Genomic DNA, 17,864 nt, shown 5'->3' with positions numbered 1-17,864 from the left:
TCAACCAGCTTAATTTTAAAGTCCAGCGGGAAATTGGGCCGACGTCTTGAGGGTTTTGGTGGGGTTTGTTTCATGAATTGCGCCCATTAAAAAAATAATGGACATCATCTTCAATAACTTGATGGGGAATTAACAGACGGCACTGGGCGTACGCTTACCCCGCCAGTTGGGTGGCCTACACGACGTCATTCAACCCCAGCAGCGATACCAAGGCGGTGGCCTTTAAAATAACCTGCCAATTATTGCCGATACCGGGCAGCGCGAAGCGCATCATGGCGGGAAACAGAATGCGTCTGAAGGTCTGCGCGCCGCTGAAACCAAACGCGGTGGCCGCTTCGATTTAACCGCGCGGCACCGCCAAAAACGCCCCGCGGAAGGTTTCCGTGAAATAGGCCCCGTAGATAAAACCCAGCGTGATAATGCCTGCGCTCATCGGGGCGATATAGATCTGATCCAGACCGACGGCTTCCGTCAGGCTGTTCAGGGCGATTTGCAAACCGTAAAAAATCAGCAGCATGAGCACCAGGTCGGGCACGCCGCGAATCAGAGTGGTATAGCCTTCAAAGCAGCACGCCAACACGCTGCTGCGGGAAAGTTTGGCGCCGGCGCCGATAAGACCGATGACCACCGACAGTAAAACGGAGCTGAGCGCCAGCTCAAGCGTCACCAGCGCGCCGTTGATAATTAATTGCGAATAACCAAAAAGCATCGATCATATCTGTCCTGGCGGAGGAGAAATACCGGCGTGGCCCGTGACACCACGGGCCGTTGCTCTATGACAGGATTAACCACCGTAGACGTCAAAATCAAAATATTATTTCGCGTATTTCTCGTAAGTCCCATCCTTACGCATCTCGGTGAAGGCTTTATTCAGCGCGTCTTTCAAATCGGTTTCGTCTTTACGCAATCCCATGCCGGTACCGACGCCGAAGAATTTGTCGTCTTTCACCGCTGGACCGGCGAAACTATAGCCTTTGCCCGCGGACTGTTTCAGGAAGCCTTCGCAGCCGGCGACTTCGTCTTGAAATGCCGCATCGATACGGCCGGAGGTCAAATCGGCATAGATGAGATCCTGGTTTTGATAGGCGACCACATCCACTCCCTTCGGCTGCCACATCGCATTGGCGTAGGCTTCCTGGGTCGCCCCCTGCAATACGCCCACGCGTTTGCCGTGCAGGGAGTCCAGCGGCGGGGTAATCGGGCTGCCGGCTTTGGCGATCAGGCGCGCGTTGGCGGCGTAAAGCTTATCGGTAAAGTCGATTTCCTGCTGGCGTTTTTCGGTGATCGACAACGAGGAGATAATTGCGTCGATTTTTTTCGCATTCAGCGACGGGATCAGCGCATCGAAATCGCTTTCGACGAAGGTATACTTGGCCTCAATACGTTTACACAGATCTTTGGCCAAATCGATGTCGAAACCGACCAGCTCGCCGCTGGCGTTTTTCGATTCAAAAGGGGCATAGGTCGGATCGGTGCCAATTTTGATGTTTTTGGGTACTGCGGCAAACGCGCTGCCCGCGTAAGCCAGCGCCGCCACCAAAGGAAGAACTTTTACCAGCTTTTTCATAAATGACCCTCAGTATAATTATTCATTGCCCGGCATAGCGTGTGTCCTTTTCCGCCGGAACCATTGCACATTTCATGCCATGTGTCGCGCCGCGTACGCGCTGAACGCGGCGGCGCTGCACCATCCATTTACCCAGCATATTCATTATTTAATAAATGTTATTTTAATTAACAATTATTATACGAATTATTGCTAAATTGGGTATATGCCTGGCCGCTGGCGTCAGTCGCCCTGCCAACGCTGAAACAGATCTTGCGGCAGTACCAGATCGAATTGATCCAGCGTGCGGTTGACCGTTTGGTCTATGATGTCGCTGACCTGGGCGGGCCGGTGATAAAAGGCCGGAACCGGGGGCATGATGACCGCGCCGAGCTCGGCCACCAGGGTCATCAGGCGCAGGTGGCCCAGATGCAACGGCGTTTCACGCACCCCGAGCACCAACCGGCGCCGCTCCTTTAGCACCACATCCGCCGCGCGCGTCAGCAGCCCATCGCTGTAGCTATTGACGATACCGGAGAGGGTTTTCATCGAACAGGGCAGGATAACCATCCCGAGGGTCTGGAATGAACCAGAGCTGATGCTGGCGGCAATGTCGCGGGAATCATGCACCACATCCGCCAGCGCCTGCACTTCGCGCAGGCTATACGTCGTCTCCAGCGCCAGGGTTTGCCGCGCGGCCGGGCTCATGACCAGATGGGTTTCAATCTCCGGCAGCGTGCTCAGCACCTGTAGCAGGCGGACGCCATACACGGCGCCGCTGGCGCCGCTGATACCGACAATCAGACGTTTCATACCTCAACTCCCGCCAGTAGGAAAGACGATAAAAAAACCCGGCGCGTTTGACCGCCCGGGTAGAGATGACCAGTTACCATAAAGCGCGGGTACAGCGGCACAGCCTACTGTACCCGCGCGGTACCGATCAACCTTCGTTATGTATTTCCAGGTTTTCGACCTCAGTCTGGGCGCGCAGCGCTTTGGAATCATCGTTGCGCAGCGACTCCAGATAATCGAGATAGCGCTGATCCACGTCACGCGTGACGTAGATACCGTTAAATACCGAGGATTCAAATTGCTCCACGTCGGGATTATCTTCCCGCACCGCCCGTTCCAAATCGGCCAAATCCTGGAATATCAGTGCATCAGCGCCGATAAGCTGCCGGATTTCGTCCACCTCACGACCGTGGGCAATCAGCCCGGACGCGCTGGGCATATCGATGCCGTACACGTTCGGGAAGCGGATTTCCGGCGCGGCGGAGGCCAGGTAAACGTGGCGGGCGCCCGCCTCGCGCGCCATTTCAACGATTTGCTCCGAGGTCGTACCGCGCACGATGGAGTCGTCCACCAACAGCACATTTTTGTCGCGGAATTCGGCGCGGTTGGCGTTGAGCTTACGACGTACCGACTGCCGGCGGACTTGCTGACCGGGCATGATAAAGGTGCGGCCGACGTAACGGTTTTTCACAAAACCCTGACGATAGGGTTTGTTGAGGATGCGGGCTATCTCCAGCGCGATATCGCAGGAGGTTTCCGGAATCGAGATCACCACATCGATATCGAGATCTTCCCACTCGCGGGCGATTTTCTTGCCCAGCATCTGGCCCATGCGCACGCGGGCACTGTAGACCGAAATTTTATCGATGAACGAATCCGGCCGGGCGAAATAGACATACTCGAACAGGCACGGATGATGCCGGGGGTTCTCGACGCACTGCCGGGTAAACAGCTGCCTTTTTTCCGTGACGTACACCGCCTCGCCCGGCGCGATGTCGCGCAGGAAATCGAATCCTAGCGTATCCAGCGCCACGCTTTCGGAGGCCACGATATACTCATTGCGCCCGTCCGCCAGCGTGCGTTTGCCGATAACCAGAGGGCGGATGCCGTTGGGATCGCGAAAAGCAAACAGGCCGTGGCCGATTATCATGCCGACGCAGGCGTAGGCACCGCGGATTTGCTGATGGGTCGCCGCCACCGCCGCGAAAATGTTGTCCGCCTCCAGCGGGTAATCCGGGAAACGATCCAGCTCCGCGGCGAAGATGTTAAGCAGGATTTCCGAGTCGGAGGTGGTATTGACATGGCGCCGACCATTTTCAAACAGCTTTTTACGCAATTCGGGGGCGTTGGTCAGGTTACCGTTGTGCGCCAGGGTGATGCCGAACGGGGAGTTGACGTAGAACGGCTGCGCCTCGGAGGCGCTGGAGCTGCCGGCGGTCGGGTAGCGGACATGGCCCACGCCCATATTGCCCTGCAAGCGTTGCATATGCCGGGCCTCGAAAACATCCTTAACCAGTCCATTGGCTTTACGCAGGCGAAAGCAATTTAATGCATCAATGGTAACGATGCCTGCCGCATCCTGCCCACGGTGCTGCAACACCGTTAATGCATCATAGATAGACTGGTTGACCGGCATAAAACCGGCGATTCCGACAATACCGCACATGTTGTCATTTCCTCATCAGCGTTACCGGGACAACTACTGCCTCGGTAAGAACTCGACGTGCTTTGCAGATAGTCAAAAAACCATCTGATGATACCGCTGAATTGCGGTATCAGCTGGGACTGCTGCCAGTCCTGGCTGTGGGAGAAACCGGTGAAGGTGTCAAGAAAGAACAGCGCCGCCGACACGATCAAAATGCCCCGCAGCGCGCCGAAACAGACGCCAAGCACCCGGTCGGTGCCGGATAAATCGGTCCGCTCCACCAGCGAACTAATTACGTAATTGACGATCGCCCCAACAATCAGGGTCGCCACGAACAGCAGAGCAATCGCGATACCGTTGCGCACCATCTGCTCTTCAAAACGGGTGAAGTATACCGCAAGGTAACTATAGTAGTGGCTAGCGACAAAAAATGCACTGGCCCAGGTCACTAAAGATAATGCCTCGCGCACGAACCCGCGAATCAGACTCACCAGAGCGGAAAAAACAATGATGCCGATAATGACGTAATCAACCCAGATCATGCATGAATCCCTTGATCATTCGCCCGGTCAGCTGGTTCGCGGCGAATTCTAACAGAAAAAGAAAACGTTTGCGTAGGGGATTTATTCCCCCTGTTTAAATAAATAACGGCGATTAAAAAAAAACCAATCGCCGCAATCAGATAGCGCGAAGCGGCGCACCGACCGACCGCCCAGCGCCCCGCGAGGAGAAGGCTGAGCATCCTGCCGCGCCAAAGCGTGATGGTCACAACCCGCGCCACGGCACCGCCTCACGTCGGGCCCCTTGGCATTGTGCCGCACCCGCACAGAGGAACGGCAAAAGTTTAGCGTACGCTATAAGGTCGCAATTGGCCGTTAAGGCCGCTCAATTGATTCAATTCGCCGAGCGCGAATTGCAGTTTTTCCTTGGATGCATCCGGGCCAACAAATATCCGCGTAATCTGCCCCTGTACCGGCGCCGACGGCGAGGTATAAACGCGATAGCCCGACCGCCGCAGCTTAGCGACGATTTCCGACACTTTATCGGTGTTTTTCAGCGCGCCCAACTGCACCACCCACGCCTGCCCCTTCGGCGCCTGCTCGGCGGCCAGTCCATTGTCGTGCTTCGGCGCCTGCGGTTTGGGCACCGGTTTGCTCTCCGGCCGCGCGGCCCGTTTGGGCTCAGGCTTGACCGCCGCGGGCGGCGTGGTTTTCATCTCCGGCGGCACCACGGTTTCCGGCTGGCGGGAACTGCTGGCGGCGTCGTGCAACGGCGCCGCTGGCTGACCGCTATCGGCCGGCCGGCTGGATTGTTCTACCGCTTCTCCCGCCCCTTCCGGCGGCTGGCTCGGCAGTTGCTGGCTGGCTGACGGCGTCGCATCGAGCTCATTGCTATCGCCGGGCTTCGGCACCAGCGAAATGGCGGCAAACTCGTCCTGATAGTGTTTCTTTTTACCGTCCAGCAGAGCGGGCAGAATGATGACGCCAAGGGCGACAAGAATAATGGTCCCCACCAGGCGGTTCTGAAATTTACTCGCCACAATAATTCTCCCTTTCAGCCAGCGCCATGACCGGTGCCACGGTATGGAAAGAGCCGAAAACCAGCACACAACCCTCCGGCGCGGCGTCCGCTATGGCCTGATGCCAGGCGCTTAGCACATCCTCGAACCGTTGCGCGTCTCTGTCAAGATGGGCGGCCAGCTGCGCGGCGCTGGCGGCGCGCGGCGCGTCAAGGGAGGCGCAATACCAGACATCCACCTGCCCGCGCAGACACGCGAGCGTGCCGGCGATATCTTTATCCGCCAGCATGCCGACCACCGCCCGCACCTTACCGGTGCGGGGCAGCGCCGCCAGACGCCGGGCCAGATAGCCGGCGGCGTGGGGGTTGTGCGCCACGTCCAGTATCGTTAGCGGCGCTTGGCCGATACACTGGAAACGTCCCGGCAGCGCGGCCTCGCGCAATCCTTGGCGTACCGCCGCCTCCGGCACCGCGAACGGCAGGCGGCCGACAGAGGCCAACGCAGTGGCGGCATTTTCCAGGGGAATGGCAGGCAGCGGCAGCGACGTGAGATCGCGCAAGCCGTCCCACCAGCGCCAGTGCTGGCCGTCGTTGTGCCACCACCAATCGCGATCGCGGGCGTACAGGACCGCGCCGCTATCGGCCGCGGCGGCGTCGAGCGTCGCCGGCCGATCGGGCTCACCCACAACCGCCGGTCTGCCGCGACGGAAGATGCCGGCTTTTTCCAGCGCGATACTGGCGCGATCCGGCCCCAGCCAATCGGTATGATCGAGTGCGATGGAGGTGATCACGGCGACGTCGGGGTCAACGATATTGGTGGCGTCCAGCCGTCCCCCCAGCCCGACCTCGAGGATCACCACATCCAGCGACGCTTGCCGGAACAGCTGCAGCGCCGTGAGCGTGCCGAACTCGAAATAGCTAAGGGAGGTTGAGCCGCGGCCGGCTTCGATAACCGCCATCGCTTCGCTATGGGCGGCTTCCGGCAATTCGCCGCCCTGGATACGCACCCGTTCGGTGTAGCGCAGCAAATGTGGTGAGCTATAGACCCCGACCCGCATGCCGCTGGCCAGCAAGATGGCTTCCAGCAGCCGGCAGGTGGTGCCTTTGCCGTTGGTGCCGCCGACGGTAATGACCCAGGAAGCCGGGCGCAGCAAATTCAGGCCGGTGGCCACATGGCTTACCCGCTCCAGGCCCAGATCGATGGGTTTGGCATGCAGACGTTCAAGATAATAAAGCCACGCGGCCAGTGGCGACGGGGCTTGAGGGATAGGCAGATTTTCCATACGTCCGTTCATTGGCTTATGCTAGGTTCTCACTAAGCCTGCCCCGCCCCGGCAGATGGCCGCGGGCAGGCTTGCGCCGTCCGTTTAGACCTCGTCCTGATGATCCCCCGGGACCGCATCAGAGCGCGGTTCGGGCGGCAGTTGATCCTGCGGCTGCGGCCGATTGGTCAGTTTCGCCAGCAGGCTGGCAAGACGCAGACGCATTTCCGGGCGGTGCACGATAAGATCAATGGCGCCCTTTTCCAGCAGAAATTCACTGCGCTGAAAGCCGGCCGGCAGTTTTTCACGCACCGTCTGTTCAATCACGCGCGGACCGGCAAAGCCAATCAGCGCTTTCGGCTCGGCGACGTTCAAATCTCCCAGCATTGCCAGACTGGCCGAAACGCCCCCCATGGTGGGATCGGTCAGCACCGAAATATAGGGCAGCCGCCGCTCGCGCAGCCGGGCCAGCGCGGCGCTGGTTTTGGCCATCTGCATCAGCGACATCAGCGCTTCCTGCATGCGGGCGCCGCCGCTGGCGGAAAAGCACACCAGCGGACAGTCGTCCGCCATCGCCTGCTCCACCGCGCACACAAAGCGTGCGCCGACCACCGAGGACATCGAGCCGCCGATAAAGGCAAATTCAAAGGACGCGGCCACCACCGGCATGCCGTATAGCGTGCCTTTCATCACCACCAGCGCGTCTTTCTCGTCGGTGGCTTTCTGGGCCGCCGCCAGGCGATCCTTATACTTTTTCGAGTCCCTGAATTTCAGGATATCTTTCGGCTCCAGCTCGCTACCGAATTCGGACTCGCTTCCTTTATCCAGGAAAGCGTGCAGGCGCGCGCGCGCGGTCATACGCATGTGGTGATCGCATTTGGGGCAGACCTCCAGATTGCGCTCCAGCTCCGCGCGGTAAAGCACCTGGCCACAGCTATCACATTTGGTCCATACGCCCTCGGGAATGTTCGCCCTGCGCGCCGGGGTGATAGTGCTCTTATTGAGAATTCGTTCAATCCAACTCATCGATAACCTTTCTGTTTGAACCTGGCATCCGCCAGTCCGCTATATCTACTTGACCTTTTACCGCGGCGAGAAGGCCGCCGTTTTGCGCGCTCACCGCCGGGGGTGGCGCGCCAAAGGTTGCCCATTAAACCATAACGGCCAGCGACTTGGCACAGAAAACTCTGTACATTGGTCACATTTTACCCGCCGACATCGGGAAATTACTCATTTTTTCCGTTGGCGGCAATTCGGCGCTGGCGCCACACTTCCACCACGCCCGGCAGCACCGACAGCAGGATAATCGCCACGATAAGCCACTTCAAATTTTGCTGCACCATCGGCATATTGCCAAAGAAATAGCCGGCATAGCTAAACAGTAAAACCCACAGCAGACCGCCCGCGACATTGTACAGCGCGAAATGGCGGTAGCGCATATGTCCCATGCCGGCCACGAACGGCGCGAAAGTCCGCACGATAGGCACAAAACGCGCCAGAATAATAGTTTTACCGCCGTGCCGGGCGTAAAACTGGTGGGTTTTTTCCAGATAGTTTCGGCGGAAAATTTTCGAGTCGGGATGGCTAAACAGCTTTTCGCCGAACAGGCGGCCAATCGCATAATTGACCGCATCGCCGGCTATCGCCGCCAAGACCATCAAAAGCACCATTACATGAATATCAAGCCCGTTGCTCGGCAAAGCCGCCAGCGCGCCGGCGACAAACAGCAGCGAGTCTCCCGGCAGGAAAGGCGTGACCACCAAACCGGTTTCGCAAAACAGGATCAGAAACAAAAAGGCATACACCCAAACACCGTACTGCGCCACCAGTTCTGCCAGGTGGACATCGATATGTAGAATAAAATCGATGATAAATTTTATATATTCCATCCATTTATCCCGGTAACGCAACGCGATAGACATTAGCGGTCACTCCGCTAGAAATAACGGCCCCGGCGGCGGCGCAGGCAGGGCGAAACGCGATGGATACTCCACCGCCACCAGATAAAGTCCCTCCGCCGGTGCGGTAGCGCCGGCCTGCGTCCGGTCGTGGCACGCCAGCAGTTCGGCTATCCAGCTTTCCAGCCGGTTGCCGCATCCTACCTCCAGCAGACTGCCTACAATATTACGAACCATATGATGAACAAAAGCATTCGCTTTGATATCTACCACCACATATTGCCCCTGGCGCGTGATGTGCAAATGGTGCACGTTGCGCCAGGGACTACGCGATTGGCACTGCAGGGCGCGAAAAGAGGTGAAATCGTTCTCCCCCAGCAAACATTGGCCGGCGCGCGCCATCGATGGCGCATCAAGCGGGTGGTAGTAGTGGGTCAGCCCGCGGCCGAGCAGCGCCGGACGCAGGCGATGATTATAAATAATATAGCGGTAGCGCCGGGCGGTGGCGCTGAAACGCGCATGAAAATCGTCCGCCACCGGCGCCACCCAGCGCACGGCGATATCGCCGGGCAGGTTGGCGTTGACGCCCAGCGTCCAGGCGGCGTCCGGCCGGCGCGCCCGGGTGTCGAAATGGACCACCTGCCCCGTCGCGTGTACGCCGGCATCGGTACGGCCGGCACAGTGGACCACGACAGGCTCGTCGACAACCGTCGACAGCGCGCGCTCAAGGCACGCCTGCACGCTCGGCACTTCCTGTTGACGCTGCCAGCCGTAATACGCACTGCCGTCATACTCAATCCCGAGGGCCAGCTTCATCGCGCCATCATTGGCCGCCGCCAGCATCGCCTCGTCTACCTCGGGGAGCGGCGCCGTTTGCGCCGTCACCATGCGCTGGCCTCGGCCATCAGTTTCTCCGCGGTGAGTACCGCCATCAGCGCGCCGCCGAAGCGAACATTATCCGCCACTGACCAGAATTGCAGTAAATCGGGCATGCCATAATCGTTACGCAGACAGCCAATATTCAGCACGACGTTCCCCGAGGCATCTTCCACCGGCGTCGGGTAGTCCAGTTCGTCGCTCAGAGTCAGCCCCTCGCCGGCCGCCAGCGCCACGCGTGCCTCTTCCGCGGCCATCGGACGCAGCGTTTCCAGATGCACCAGTTGCGCATGACCGTAGAATATCGGCGCCTGCACGCTGCTGACCGAAATCGTTAGCCCTTCATCGCGCAGGATTTTGCGCACTTCGTCTAGCAGACGGCGCTCGCTGCGCACCGATCCCGCATCGTCGGGCAGCAGCGGTAGCAAATTGAACGCTAGCTGACGCGGGAAGAAGCCGGGCTCGGCGGCCAAGCCATTCAGCAGGCGAGCGCTCTGCACCGCCAAGTCGTCTACCGCCGCCTTACCGTGGGCGGACACGGACAGCATAGTGCTGACGTGCAAATGGCTCAGGCCCGCCAAATCGGTAAGGGGTTTTACCGCCAGCAGTAACTGACTGGTCAGCGCATCCGCCACCGCCACCATATTCCGATTGCGGTAATCGGCCAGCACGTCGTCATTGACCCCCGGCACCACGAGCGGCACGTCCGGCTCCAGGGCGAACAGGCCGCTGACATCCACAACCAGACAGCCGGCGGCGTCAGCGTCAGCGGCGTACAGCGCCGAGGCCTGGGCGCCGGCGACAAAGAACGCCAACTGCGCCTGCGACCAGTCGAATTGCGCCGCTTCGCTGACCTGCAGACTTTGCCCGTTGACCCGCACCGTTTCACCGGCGCTGCGCTCGCTGGACAATAAAAAAAGCTCCCCGAACGGGAATTGGCGCTCCTGCATAATATCCAGCAGCGCCGTACCGACTGCGCCTATAGCCCCTAGCAGGGCGATATTCCAGCCGTCAGACATCATTTCATCTCCCGTTATTGGGATGCCCCGCGACGCTCTGCGGCGGCGGCATCCATCAGTCAAAATGTGGTGGGACGTCCTTGGTGCACCCGCCGCCCGCCATTGGGGGCAGACGCTGCCGGCGGCAAGGGCGTCCTGTGCGTTGCGCGGCCTCAGCCGACGGCCGGCCGGGCCTGGAATCCCAGCTGCCGCAGGGTATCCGCGCCGGCGTCGTCGTCGGTCTCTACGCAGAGCGACGACCACTCCCGACGCTGATAATACTGTTTACGCAAGCGATCAAATTCGCCCGGCAGACCGGTCGCGCGACGCAACTGCATATCATCACGCCGCACATCATAGACCAGATGAGCCAACAGGCGCAGCGCTTCTTCGTCAATGGCGCCGCGCAGACGGATACGCTCCACCGCCGGCAGCAGCGCCGCCGCCAGGCTCGCGCGCGCGTCGCTGCCGACAAAGGCGCTGTAGGCATCGAAGACCTGCGTCGTGCCGCGCGCTTTGCCTTCCAGAGTATAACCGGCGATATGGCCGGTACCGATATCAACGCGGGCCAGTAGCGGCAACGACAACGCCGGCTCCGGCTCCCAGACGTCCAGTACCACGCACAGAGGCTTACCCCGCTCCAGCGTGCGCAGCAGGGCGGTATTATCCACTACCGCGCCGCGGCAGGCATTAATGATAATACGGCCGGCCGGCAGCGCCGCCAGCAGCGCCTCGTCCACCAGATGCCAGGTCACATGCCGGCCGGCGCGGGTGAGCGGCGTATGGAAAGTCAGCACATCCGCCTCAGCCACCAGCTTTTCCAGCGGCTGCCAGTCGCCGGGCGCCCCCGCTTCCGCCAGCGGCGGATCGCACAGCAGGGTGCGCACGCCGAACGCATTCAGCCGCCGCTGCAGACGGCCGCCGACGTTACCGGCGCCGACAATGCCGACGGTCTTGTCGCGCAGCGCGAAACCATCCCGCTGAGCCAGCCACAGCAGCGCGGAAAAGACGTACTCCACCACCGCAATCGCATTGCAGCCCGGGGCCGCAGAAAAACCAATTCCCACCTGCGCCAGCCAATCTTCATCCACATGATCGGTGCCGGCGGTGGCGGTACCCACGAACGCGACCCGGCTGCCGTCGAGCAGTGCGCCGTCGACGCGGGTCACCGAACGCACCATTAGCGCGTCAGCCTGCGCCAGCGCCGGCGCGGGAATGGCCCTGCCCGCTACCGCCTGTACGTCGCCCAAGCGACCGAACAGCGCCTCGGCGTAGGGCATATTCTCATCCACCAGGATTTTCACATCAGGCTCCGGCAGTACAATACCATCAAACGTTAAAGGGGGAATATTCTGCCACCGAATGCGTAAGAATCCCAACCCTATCACGCTTCATTTTGCCATTGCCGCCGGCGCAACCCGCTAAACTTGCAGGGGCACGGTCTAAAGATGCCTGTCCGGCAGAAAATGCCATCCCGGCGCCAGAGGCTACCGCTGCCGGCGGGGGCTTGCTATTTATCAGCCCCCAACAGCGTGCGTTCGCGCCGCCGCGCCGGATCTTCACCGTCTGCCATCCCGAGAGGACATGTACTATGCAACCAGCTATCGGTCCCGGTACGCCGCCACGGGGTCAGACGCCGCCGCCGACCGGCCCGGATCAGCCTTTGACCACCGCCCAGCGCACCACGCTTGAGCAGCTGATTACCCGCATTTTGGCCCTGAGCCCCAGTAAACCGGCGGAAATTTGGGCCGCGCTATTCCACCACCTGCACATTGCCGGCAACGGCGAGTTACGGGTGCGGCATTTTATCGCCGCCGAACAGATGCTGCAGGGGCGATTATTGACGGCGCAGGACATGCTCGCCGGCCGACAGCTGTTGCAGCAGCTGACCGATCTGTTGCCCCAGGGCAACAATCGGCAGGCGGTGAGTGACTATATCCGCAGCCAGTTCGGCCACACCGTCTTAAGCCAGCTGGACGCCGGCCAACTGCGTCAGGTGCTGCAGTTACTGCAAAGCGGGCAATTGGATATTCCGGCGCCGCAGCAGGCCGCCATGACCGATCGCACCCTGCTTCCGGCGGAACACCAGGCCATCAGCCAGCTCATTACCCGGCTGGCGGCGCTGACCGGCGAAACGCCGACCGAGCTTTGGGAAAGTCTGCACCGCATGATGGGGCTGAAATCCGGCAATCCGATTCCCGCCCGCCATTTCCCGCTGTTAAGCCAGTTTTTACAAAGCCATCTCACGCTGTCGCAGCAGGGACATCCCACGCTGGCGACGCTCTCGGCGGTGCTCAAACATCCCATCCACGGCGAGCAGCAGCAGGCGGTGGAACAATACTGCCGGCAACATTTCGCCACCGACAGACGCCGTTGACCAGCACTCAGGTCAACGCGGTGATACAATATCTGTTTATTTATCGCCTGAGCCGCACCCAGAGCCAGCACCAAACCCCCGATGTCCGGCTGCTCCAGCCGGTGACCCATCCGCTCATCGCGACGGAACACGCGCCGCGGCGCGTTCGCCGCTGGTGATCGGGGTGTTCGTCGCCGTAGTGCTGCTGGTTATCTGGCTGCTGGCCCGCTGATGGCCGGGCGCGGCACTACATGTTAGGCGCGGGGAAGAGTGACTGATGAGCGCGGCTGACGCGGTTTATACGCCGGTATCAACGCGCGCCGGCCTGCGGTGAGTCGGCGCAGGGTGCGCGGGCGACAATGGCTTTTTTGGTGCGGCAAACTCGGTTTTACATGGTTATCACCGCGCGCCGAAGAGCGAGGCGCCTTAGCGACGCGCAGGAGGCCGTTACTTTTGTGGGAGGGCGCGCAATGCGCCGTTTACGCGCATCCCCCACGTGTCCGTCAAACGCCGGGGTAGCCGCTTGCCAGTTGTCGCTGCCGGGCGAACAGCAGCGTTACGGCAATGCCCGCCAGCGCGCATAGCATGGCGGCACCAAATACCGAGGCGTAACCGAAGGCGGTCGCCAGCATGCCCGTTAGCGGTCCGGTCACGGCATAGGCGACATCCTGAAACGCGCTATAGCCGCCTACCGCCGTCGCACGCGCCTGCGCCTGCGCCGGTCAACCCCGCCCCGAGCAGCGCCAAACCGGGATCCGCCGCCAGCCACAACAGCGCGAGGCCGAGCGCTTCCACCGCCAGCGAGATGAGCGTCAGCCGTACGCCCCCCAAACGATCCGGCCAATGGCTGCCCCAAAAGCGCAGGGCGACAAAGGCAATACCGAAGGCGCTGAAAGCGAAACCGGCATGATCCCAATGCCGCAGATTGAAATACAGTGAAACGAAGGTGCCGATGGCGGCAAAACCCACCCCCTGCAGCGCCATCCCCGGCAGCCAAATCAACTTGAACACCGCTTTGAGGGACGGCCGATTGCCGGGATGCGGTCGAATCGACACGACGCGGGCATTGCAGGCCAGGGCCAGCAGCGGCAATAGCAGCGTCGTTAACCCGAGAGTAATGAAACCACCGGAGCGGTGATAGAGCAGCAGGCCGACCGGCGCGCCCACCGCCAGCGAGCCATAAATCGCGGCGCCGTTCCACGACATGACCTTGCCCGCCCGCGCCTGCCCCAGCAAACCGAACCCCCAGCTTAGGGTGCCGGTCAGCAATTGACTCTCACCAAAACCCAGCATCACGCGCCCTATCAGCAACAGCCCGTAACGTGGATAGACCGGCAACGGCAGCAGGGCGGAAAGCAGATAGAACACGCCGGCATAACTGCAGGTCAGTACCGTGGCCAGGAACTGAACACCGACCGCGACGCCCACCAGGGTATTACTGAGCCCCAGCTCGTCATGGACGTAAAGCGGGATAACCGGTAACGGCAACGCTACGGTCAAATAACACAGAAACTCCGAGCTACACAGCGAGAACAGCGTCTTATTCGCCAGAATGGTGCCCAATGTAGTCGGTTCAGCATGCATAGTGCGGGCTTGCTCCTGACAAATTAACGGCAAAGAGAGCATAAAAAAACCAACGCCCTTTCCCTGCCGAGGCCGTCACGGTAGAGAGGGAAGCGTTGGTTAGCGTGAATGCTTACGCCTGTGTGCGGCAAAGGGGCCCCGAATGCCGGTGCCCCACGGCGCGACCGCATCCGACGCGGCTCAGCGGTATTTCCGCATGACAAGCGTTGCGTTGGTGCCGCCGAAACCAAAGCTGTTGCTCATGACGGTGGTCAATGTGCGCTGGGTCGGTTCGGAGATGACGTTCATCCCCTCCGCCTGCGGATCGAGTTCGTCAATATTAATGCTCGGGGCGATGAAACCATGCTCCAGCATCAGCAGCGTAAAGATCGTCTCATGCACCCCTGCCGCGCCCAGCGAGTGGCCGGTCATTGCTTTGGTGGAGGAGAACGCCGGATGCTGGCTGCCGAAGGTTTCACGAATCGCCCACAGCTCTTTCACGTCGCCGACCGGGGTGGAGGTGCCGTGGACGTTAAGATAATCCACCGGCGTATCCATATCTTTCAGCGCCATCTGCATACAACGGATGGCGCCTTCGCCGGACGGCGCTACCATGTCCGCGCCGTCGGAGGTCGCGCCATAACCGATGATTTCGGCATAGATATGGGCGCCGCGAGCCAGGGCGTGCTCCAGCTCTTCCACGACCACGATACCGCCGCCGCCGGCGATAACAAAGCCGTCGCGGTTGACGTCATAGGTGCGCGACGCTTTCTCCGGCGTTTCGTTGTAGCGGGTGGACAACGCCCCCATAGCATCGAATTCACAGGCCATTTCCCAGCACAGCTCTTCGCCGCCGCCGGCGAAGACCACATCTTGTTTGCCGAGCTGGATCATTTCCACCGCATTGCCGATACAGTGCGCGGAGGTCGAACAGGCGGAACTGATGGAATAATTGACACCGCGGATTTTAAAAGGCGTCGCCAGACACGCCGACACGCCGGAGGCCATGGCTTTGGTGACCATATAGGGCCCCACGCCGCGCAGACCGCGGGCACGCATGCCGTCGGATCCAGCAACCTGATTGCGCGGCGAGCCGCCGCCGGAGCCCACGATAAGGCCGGTGCGATCGTTGGAGACCATGTCGGGCGTTAACCCGGAATCGGCAATCGCCTGCTCCATGGACAGGAAGGCGTAGACAGAGGCATCACTCATAAAGCGCGCCATTTTGCGATCAATCAGCCCGGTAGTATCGAGTTTGACATTGCCCCAGACATGGCTGCGCATGCCGGAATCTTTCAATTCCTGGGAAAAGGTAATCCCGGAGAGGCCTTGTTGCAACGAGGCCAGGACTTCTTTTTGGTCGTTACCGATACTTGATAAGATCCCCAGGCCGGTAATCACAGCACGTTTCATTTAATACCTCTTGTAATAATATTTGAGTTTCAGTCACGCACTTTAGCTTACAGATGTAAGCTGAACAAGTCCGATCAGCGGATGTTAGCAAAATTTGCACCGGAAAGCCCGCGTGGTTAGAATCATGCCACTTTCCCTGCCGTGAGCCTGCTGCCGTGAACCGCCACGCCATTGTACCCGCCGTAGTGCGCTGGAACAAACAGGGTACACCTGTATCCCCAAAATTTGATGACGTTTACTTTTCCAATCAGGATGGGCTAGCGGAAACGCGCCATGTTTTTCTCAACGGAAACGGCTTGCCCACCCGCTTTAGCCATCATCCGCGCCCGGTCTTCAGGGTGGCGTAAACCGGGTTTGGCACCGGCCTCAATTTTCTGGCGTTATGGCATGCTTTTGACCAACATTGCCGGCAACAGCCAATAACGGGCGCGCGGCGCCTGCACTTCATCAGCTTTGAGAAATTCCCGCTCGGCCCGGAGGATTTACGCAGCGCGCTTGAGCCGTGGGAAGAGCTGGCGCAGGGCCGAGTCATTCTCGATATCGGCTTCGGCTATGTTAACGCGCTGATTCCCACGCTGGATCCCAGCCTTGACTGTCGCGTCGACGCCTGATTTCTCGATGGCTTCACGCCGGCGAAAAACCCCGATATGTGGCGGGAAACGCTGTTTGCCGCCATGGCCCGGTTAGCGGCACCGACCGGCAGTTTCGCCACCTTTACCGCCGCCGGCTTTGTTCGCCGCGGGCTTCAGCAGGCCGGATTCGCCGTGGCGAAGGTTAAAGGATTCGGCCGTAAGCGGGAGATGCTTACCGGCACGCGCCTGCCGTATCCCGTCCCCGACGCCGCACCCTGGTATGCCCGTCCCGCGGCCGTTTCTCCCGACGATGTGGCAGTTATCGGCGGTGGTATCGCCAGCGCCTTTCCCTATGCGCTGCGCTGCTATCAACAGCTGGCGGCGCAAGGCGTGGTATTTGAACATCATTGGTGCGGCGTCACCCAGTTGGCCTGGGACGAGAGAAGCGCCGCCAAGAATGCCCAGATCCTTGGCGCCGGCTGGCCAACCACCCTGGTGCGGCCGGTGGCGCGTGAGGACATGGCCGCCCTGGTCGGGGTAGAAACCGGCCGGGACGGCCTAATGTATCCGGCAGGAGGCTGGCTCAATCCGGCGCAGTTCACCGCCGGCGCGCTGCAGCTCGCCGAGCGCCAGGGGCTGCAAACCCACTACCGCCGGTCGGTCACCGCCCTGAGCACCGACGACAACGGCGGCTGGCGGCTGAGGTTCGCCGACGGGCTTGAAGCGCGCCACACCACGGTCGTGTTGGCCAATGGACAGGGAATGAGCGCGCTGGCCCCTACCGCGTTGCTGCCGCTGTATGCGGTACGCGGCCAAGTGAGCCATCTCCCGCCGACGACGGCGCCGCTGGCGGCGCTGCACCAGGTCCTGTGTTTTGATGGCTATCTGACGCCGCAAAGCCCCGGCGACGCTTGCTATTGCCTGGGCGCCAGCTATCAACGCGGCGACGCCGGTACGGATTATCGTGAAAGCGAACAGCAACAAAATCTGCAGCGACTGCGAGATTGCCTGCCAGAGGCGCCTTGGCTGGACGCGGTGGATATCAGCGGCCAGCAGGCGTGTTGCGGCGTACGCAGCGCGGTCCGCGACCATTTGCCGCTAGTGGGCAACGTACCGGATTTTGAGGCGACCTTGCGCGCCTACGGTAACCTTGCGCAGCAAACACCGGACAGCGCGCCGCTGGCGGCGGAAATCGTGGCGGCATAGATTTTCGGCGAGCCCTTGCCGGTAAACCGCACCGTGGTGCAGGCTTTGAATCCTAACCGTTTCTGGATACGCAAATTATTGAAGGGGAAAGATATCGTCCAGCGGCGGCCTCTCCCCCCGCGCGAAGAGGATGAATAAGCGGGTCATGCGAGCGCAGGACTCAAAGATGGCTACGTCCACGATCTCCGGCCAGATAGCCGTTGTCGTAAGCCGTGGCGC

General features: G+C 60.5%; 14 protein-coding genes and 4 pseudogenes. 3 read left to right on the top strand and 15 right to left on the bottom strand.

All coding sequences use genetic code 11. The features are described 5' to 3' along the window. Positions 1 to 178: 178 nt before the first annotated feature. From hisQ to ACMX3H_RS00735, 13 genes and pseudogenes are all read right to left on the bottom strand, one after another. Positions 179 to 709, bottom strand: a pseudogene (hisQ, locus tag ACMX3H_RS00795) (histidine ABC transporter permease HisQ); the annotation flags it as partial. A gap of 105 nt (positions 710 to 814) precedes the next feature. Beyond that, on the bottom strand, positions 815 to 1,567 hold the full coding sequence (locus ACMX3H_RS00790; RefSeq protein ID WP_415209427.1) for a lysine/arginine/ornithine ABC transporter substrate-binding protein: 753 nt from the start codon (positions 1,565 to 1,567) through the stop codon (positions 815 to 817). A gap of 222 nt (positions 1,568 to 1,789) precedes the next feature. Then, entirely contained in the window at positions 1,790 to 2,359 is a 570-nt protein-coding gene (locus ACMX3H_RS00785; protein ID WP_415209426.1) for a UbiX family flavin prenyltransferase, read from the bottom strand. A gap of 127 nt (positions 2,360 to 2,486) precedes the next feature. Next, positions 2,487 to 4,004, bottom strand: a complete 1,518-nt coding sequence (gene purF, locus ACMX3H_RS00780; RefSeq protein ID WP_415209425.1) for an amidophosphoribosyltransferase — start codon at positions 4,002 to 4,004, stop codon at positions 2,487 to 2,489. A gap of 50 nt (positions 4,005 to 4,054) precedes the next feature. Further along, positions 4,055 to 4,525: pseudogene (gene cvpA / locus ACMX3H_RS00775) on the bottom strand (colicin V production protein); the annotation flags it as partial. Continuing rightward, on the bottom strand, positions 4,522 to 4,752 hold the full coding sequence (locus ACMX3H_RS00770; protein WP_415209424.1) for a hypothetical protein: 231 nt from the start codon (positions 4,750 to 4,752) through the stop codon (positions 4,522 to 4,524). The gene ACMX3H_RS00770 and the pseudogene cvpA, both read right to left, overlap by 4 nt. Positions 4,753 to 4,827: 75 nt before the next feature. Then, a complete protein-coding gene (gene dedD / locus ACMX3H_RS00765; protein WP_415209423.1) occupies positions 4,828 to 5,523 on the bottom strand; it encodes a cell division protein DedD in 696 nt (231 codons plus the stop codon). Beyond that, positions 5,513 to 6,784 carry a bifunctional tetrahydrofolate synthase/dihydrofolate synthase gene (gene folC / locus ACMX3H_RS00760; RefSeq protein ID WP_415209422.1) on the bottom strand — a complete coding sequence of 424 codons (1,272 nt, stop codon included), beginning with the start codon at positions 6,782 to 6,784 and terminating at the stop codon, positions 5,513 to 5,515. Before folC ends, dedD begins: the two co-directional genes overlap by 11 nt. An 84-nt stretch (positions 6,785 to 6,868) precedes the next feature. Beyond that, a complete protein-coding gene (gene accD / locus ACMX3H_RS00755) occupies positions 6,869 to 7,789 on the bottom strand; it encodes an acetyl-CoA carboxylase, carboxyltransferase subunit beta (RefSeq protein WP_415209421.1) in 921 nt (306 codons plus the stop codon). Positions 7,790 to 7,989: 200 nt separating this feature from the next. Further along, positions 7,990 to 8,652 (bottom strand): DedA family protein, encoded by a 663-nt coding sequence (locus ACMX3H_RS00750; RefSeq protein WP_415209420.1) that lies wholly within the window; start codon positions 8,650 to 8,652, stop codon positions 7,990 to 7,992. Positions 8,653 to 8,691: 39 nt separating this feature from the next. Further along, complete coding sequence (gene truA, locus ACMX3H_RS00745) at positions 8,692 to 9,504, bottom strand: tRNA pseudouridine(38-40) synthase TruA (protein WP_415209430.1); 813 nt, start codon at positions 9,502 to 9,504, stop codon at positions 8,692 to 8,694. Positions 9,505 to 9,542: 38 nt separating this feature from the next. After that, entirely contained in the window at positions 9,543 to 10,556 is a 1,014-nt protein-coding gene (locus tag ACMX3H_RS00740) for an aspartate-semialdehyde dehydrogenase (protein ID WP_415209429.1), read from the bottom strand. Positions 10,557 to 10,708: 152 nt separating this feature from the next. Further along, entirely contained in the window at positions 10,709 to 11,839 is a 1,131-nt protein-coding gene (locus ACMX3H_RS00735) for a DUF3410 domain-containing protein (RefSeq protein WP_415209419.1), read from the bottom strand. Positions 11,840 to 12,126: 287 nt separating this feature from the next. Between ACMX3H_RS00735 and flk the strand changes: the two genes are divergently transcribed. Together flk and ACMX3H_RS00725 are read left to right on the top strand one after the other, a co-directional pair. Continuing rightward, the gene (flk, locus tag ACMX3H_RS00730) at positions 12,127 to 12,912 is read left to right on the top strand and encodes a flagella biosynthesis regulator Flk (protein ID WP_415209418.1); all 786 of its coding nucleotides are present in this window, start codon (positions 12,127 to 12,129) and stop codon (positions 12,910 to 12,912) included. Continuing rightward, a complete protein-coding gene (locus ACMX3H_RS00725; RefSeq protein WP_415209417.1) occupies positions 12,909 to 13,070 on the top strand; it encodes a hypothetical protein in 162 nt (53 codons plus the stop codon). Before flk ends, ACMX3H_RS00725 begins: the two co-directional genes overlap by 4 nt. Positions 13,071 to 13,394: 324 nt before the next feature. Here ACMX3H_RS00725 and ACMX3H_RS00720 read toward each other — a convergent pair. Both ACMX3H_RS00720 and fabB read right to left on the bottom strand, forming a co-directional pair. After that, a pseudogene (locus ACMX3H_RS00720) lies at positions 13,395 to 14,475 on the bottom strand (MFS transporter). Between the two features lie 180 nt (positions 14,476 to 14,655). Continuing rightward, positions 14,656 to 15,867 (bottom strand): beta-ketoacyl-ACP synthase I, encoded by a 1,212-nt coding sequence (gene fabB, locus ACMX3H_RS00715; protein WP_415209416.1) that lies wholly within the window; start codon positions 15,865 to 15,867, stop codon positions 14,656 to 14,658. Positions 15,868 to 16,022: 155 nt separating this feature from the next. Here fabB and mnmC point away from each other — a divergent pair. Next, positions 16,023 to 17,783: pseudogene (gene mnmC / locus ACMX3H_RS00710) on the top strand (FAD-dependent 5-carboxymethylaminomethyl-2-thiouridine(34) oxidoreductase MnmC). Positions 17,784 to 17,864: the final 81 nt, after the last annotated feature.

Origin of the sequence: Sodalis sp. (in: enterobacteria) (genome assembly GCF_047607725.1) — a bacterium.
In the GTDB taxonomy this organism is placed as follows: domain Bacteria; phylum Pseudomonadota; class Gammaproteobacteria; order Enterobacterales; family Enterobacteriaceae; genus JBLKSS01.
The sequence above is the reverse complement of the archived record's forward strand: the minus strand, read 5'-3'. Positions and strand labels throughout refer to the sequence as shown.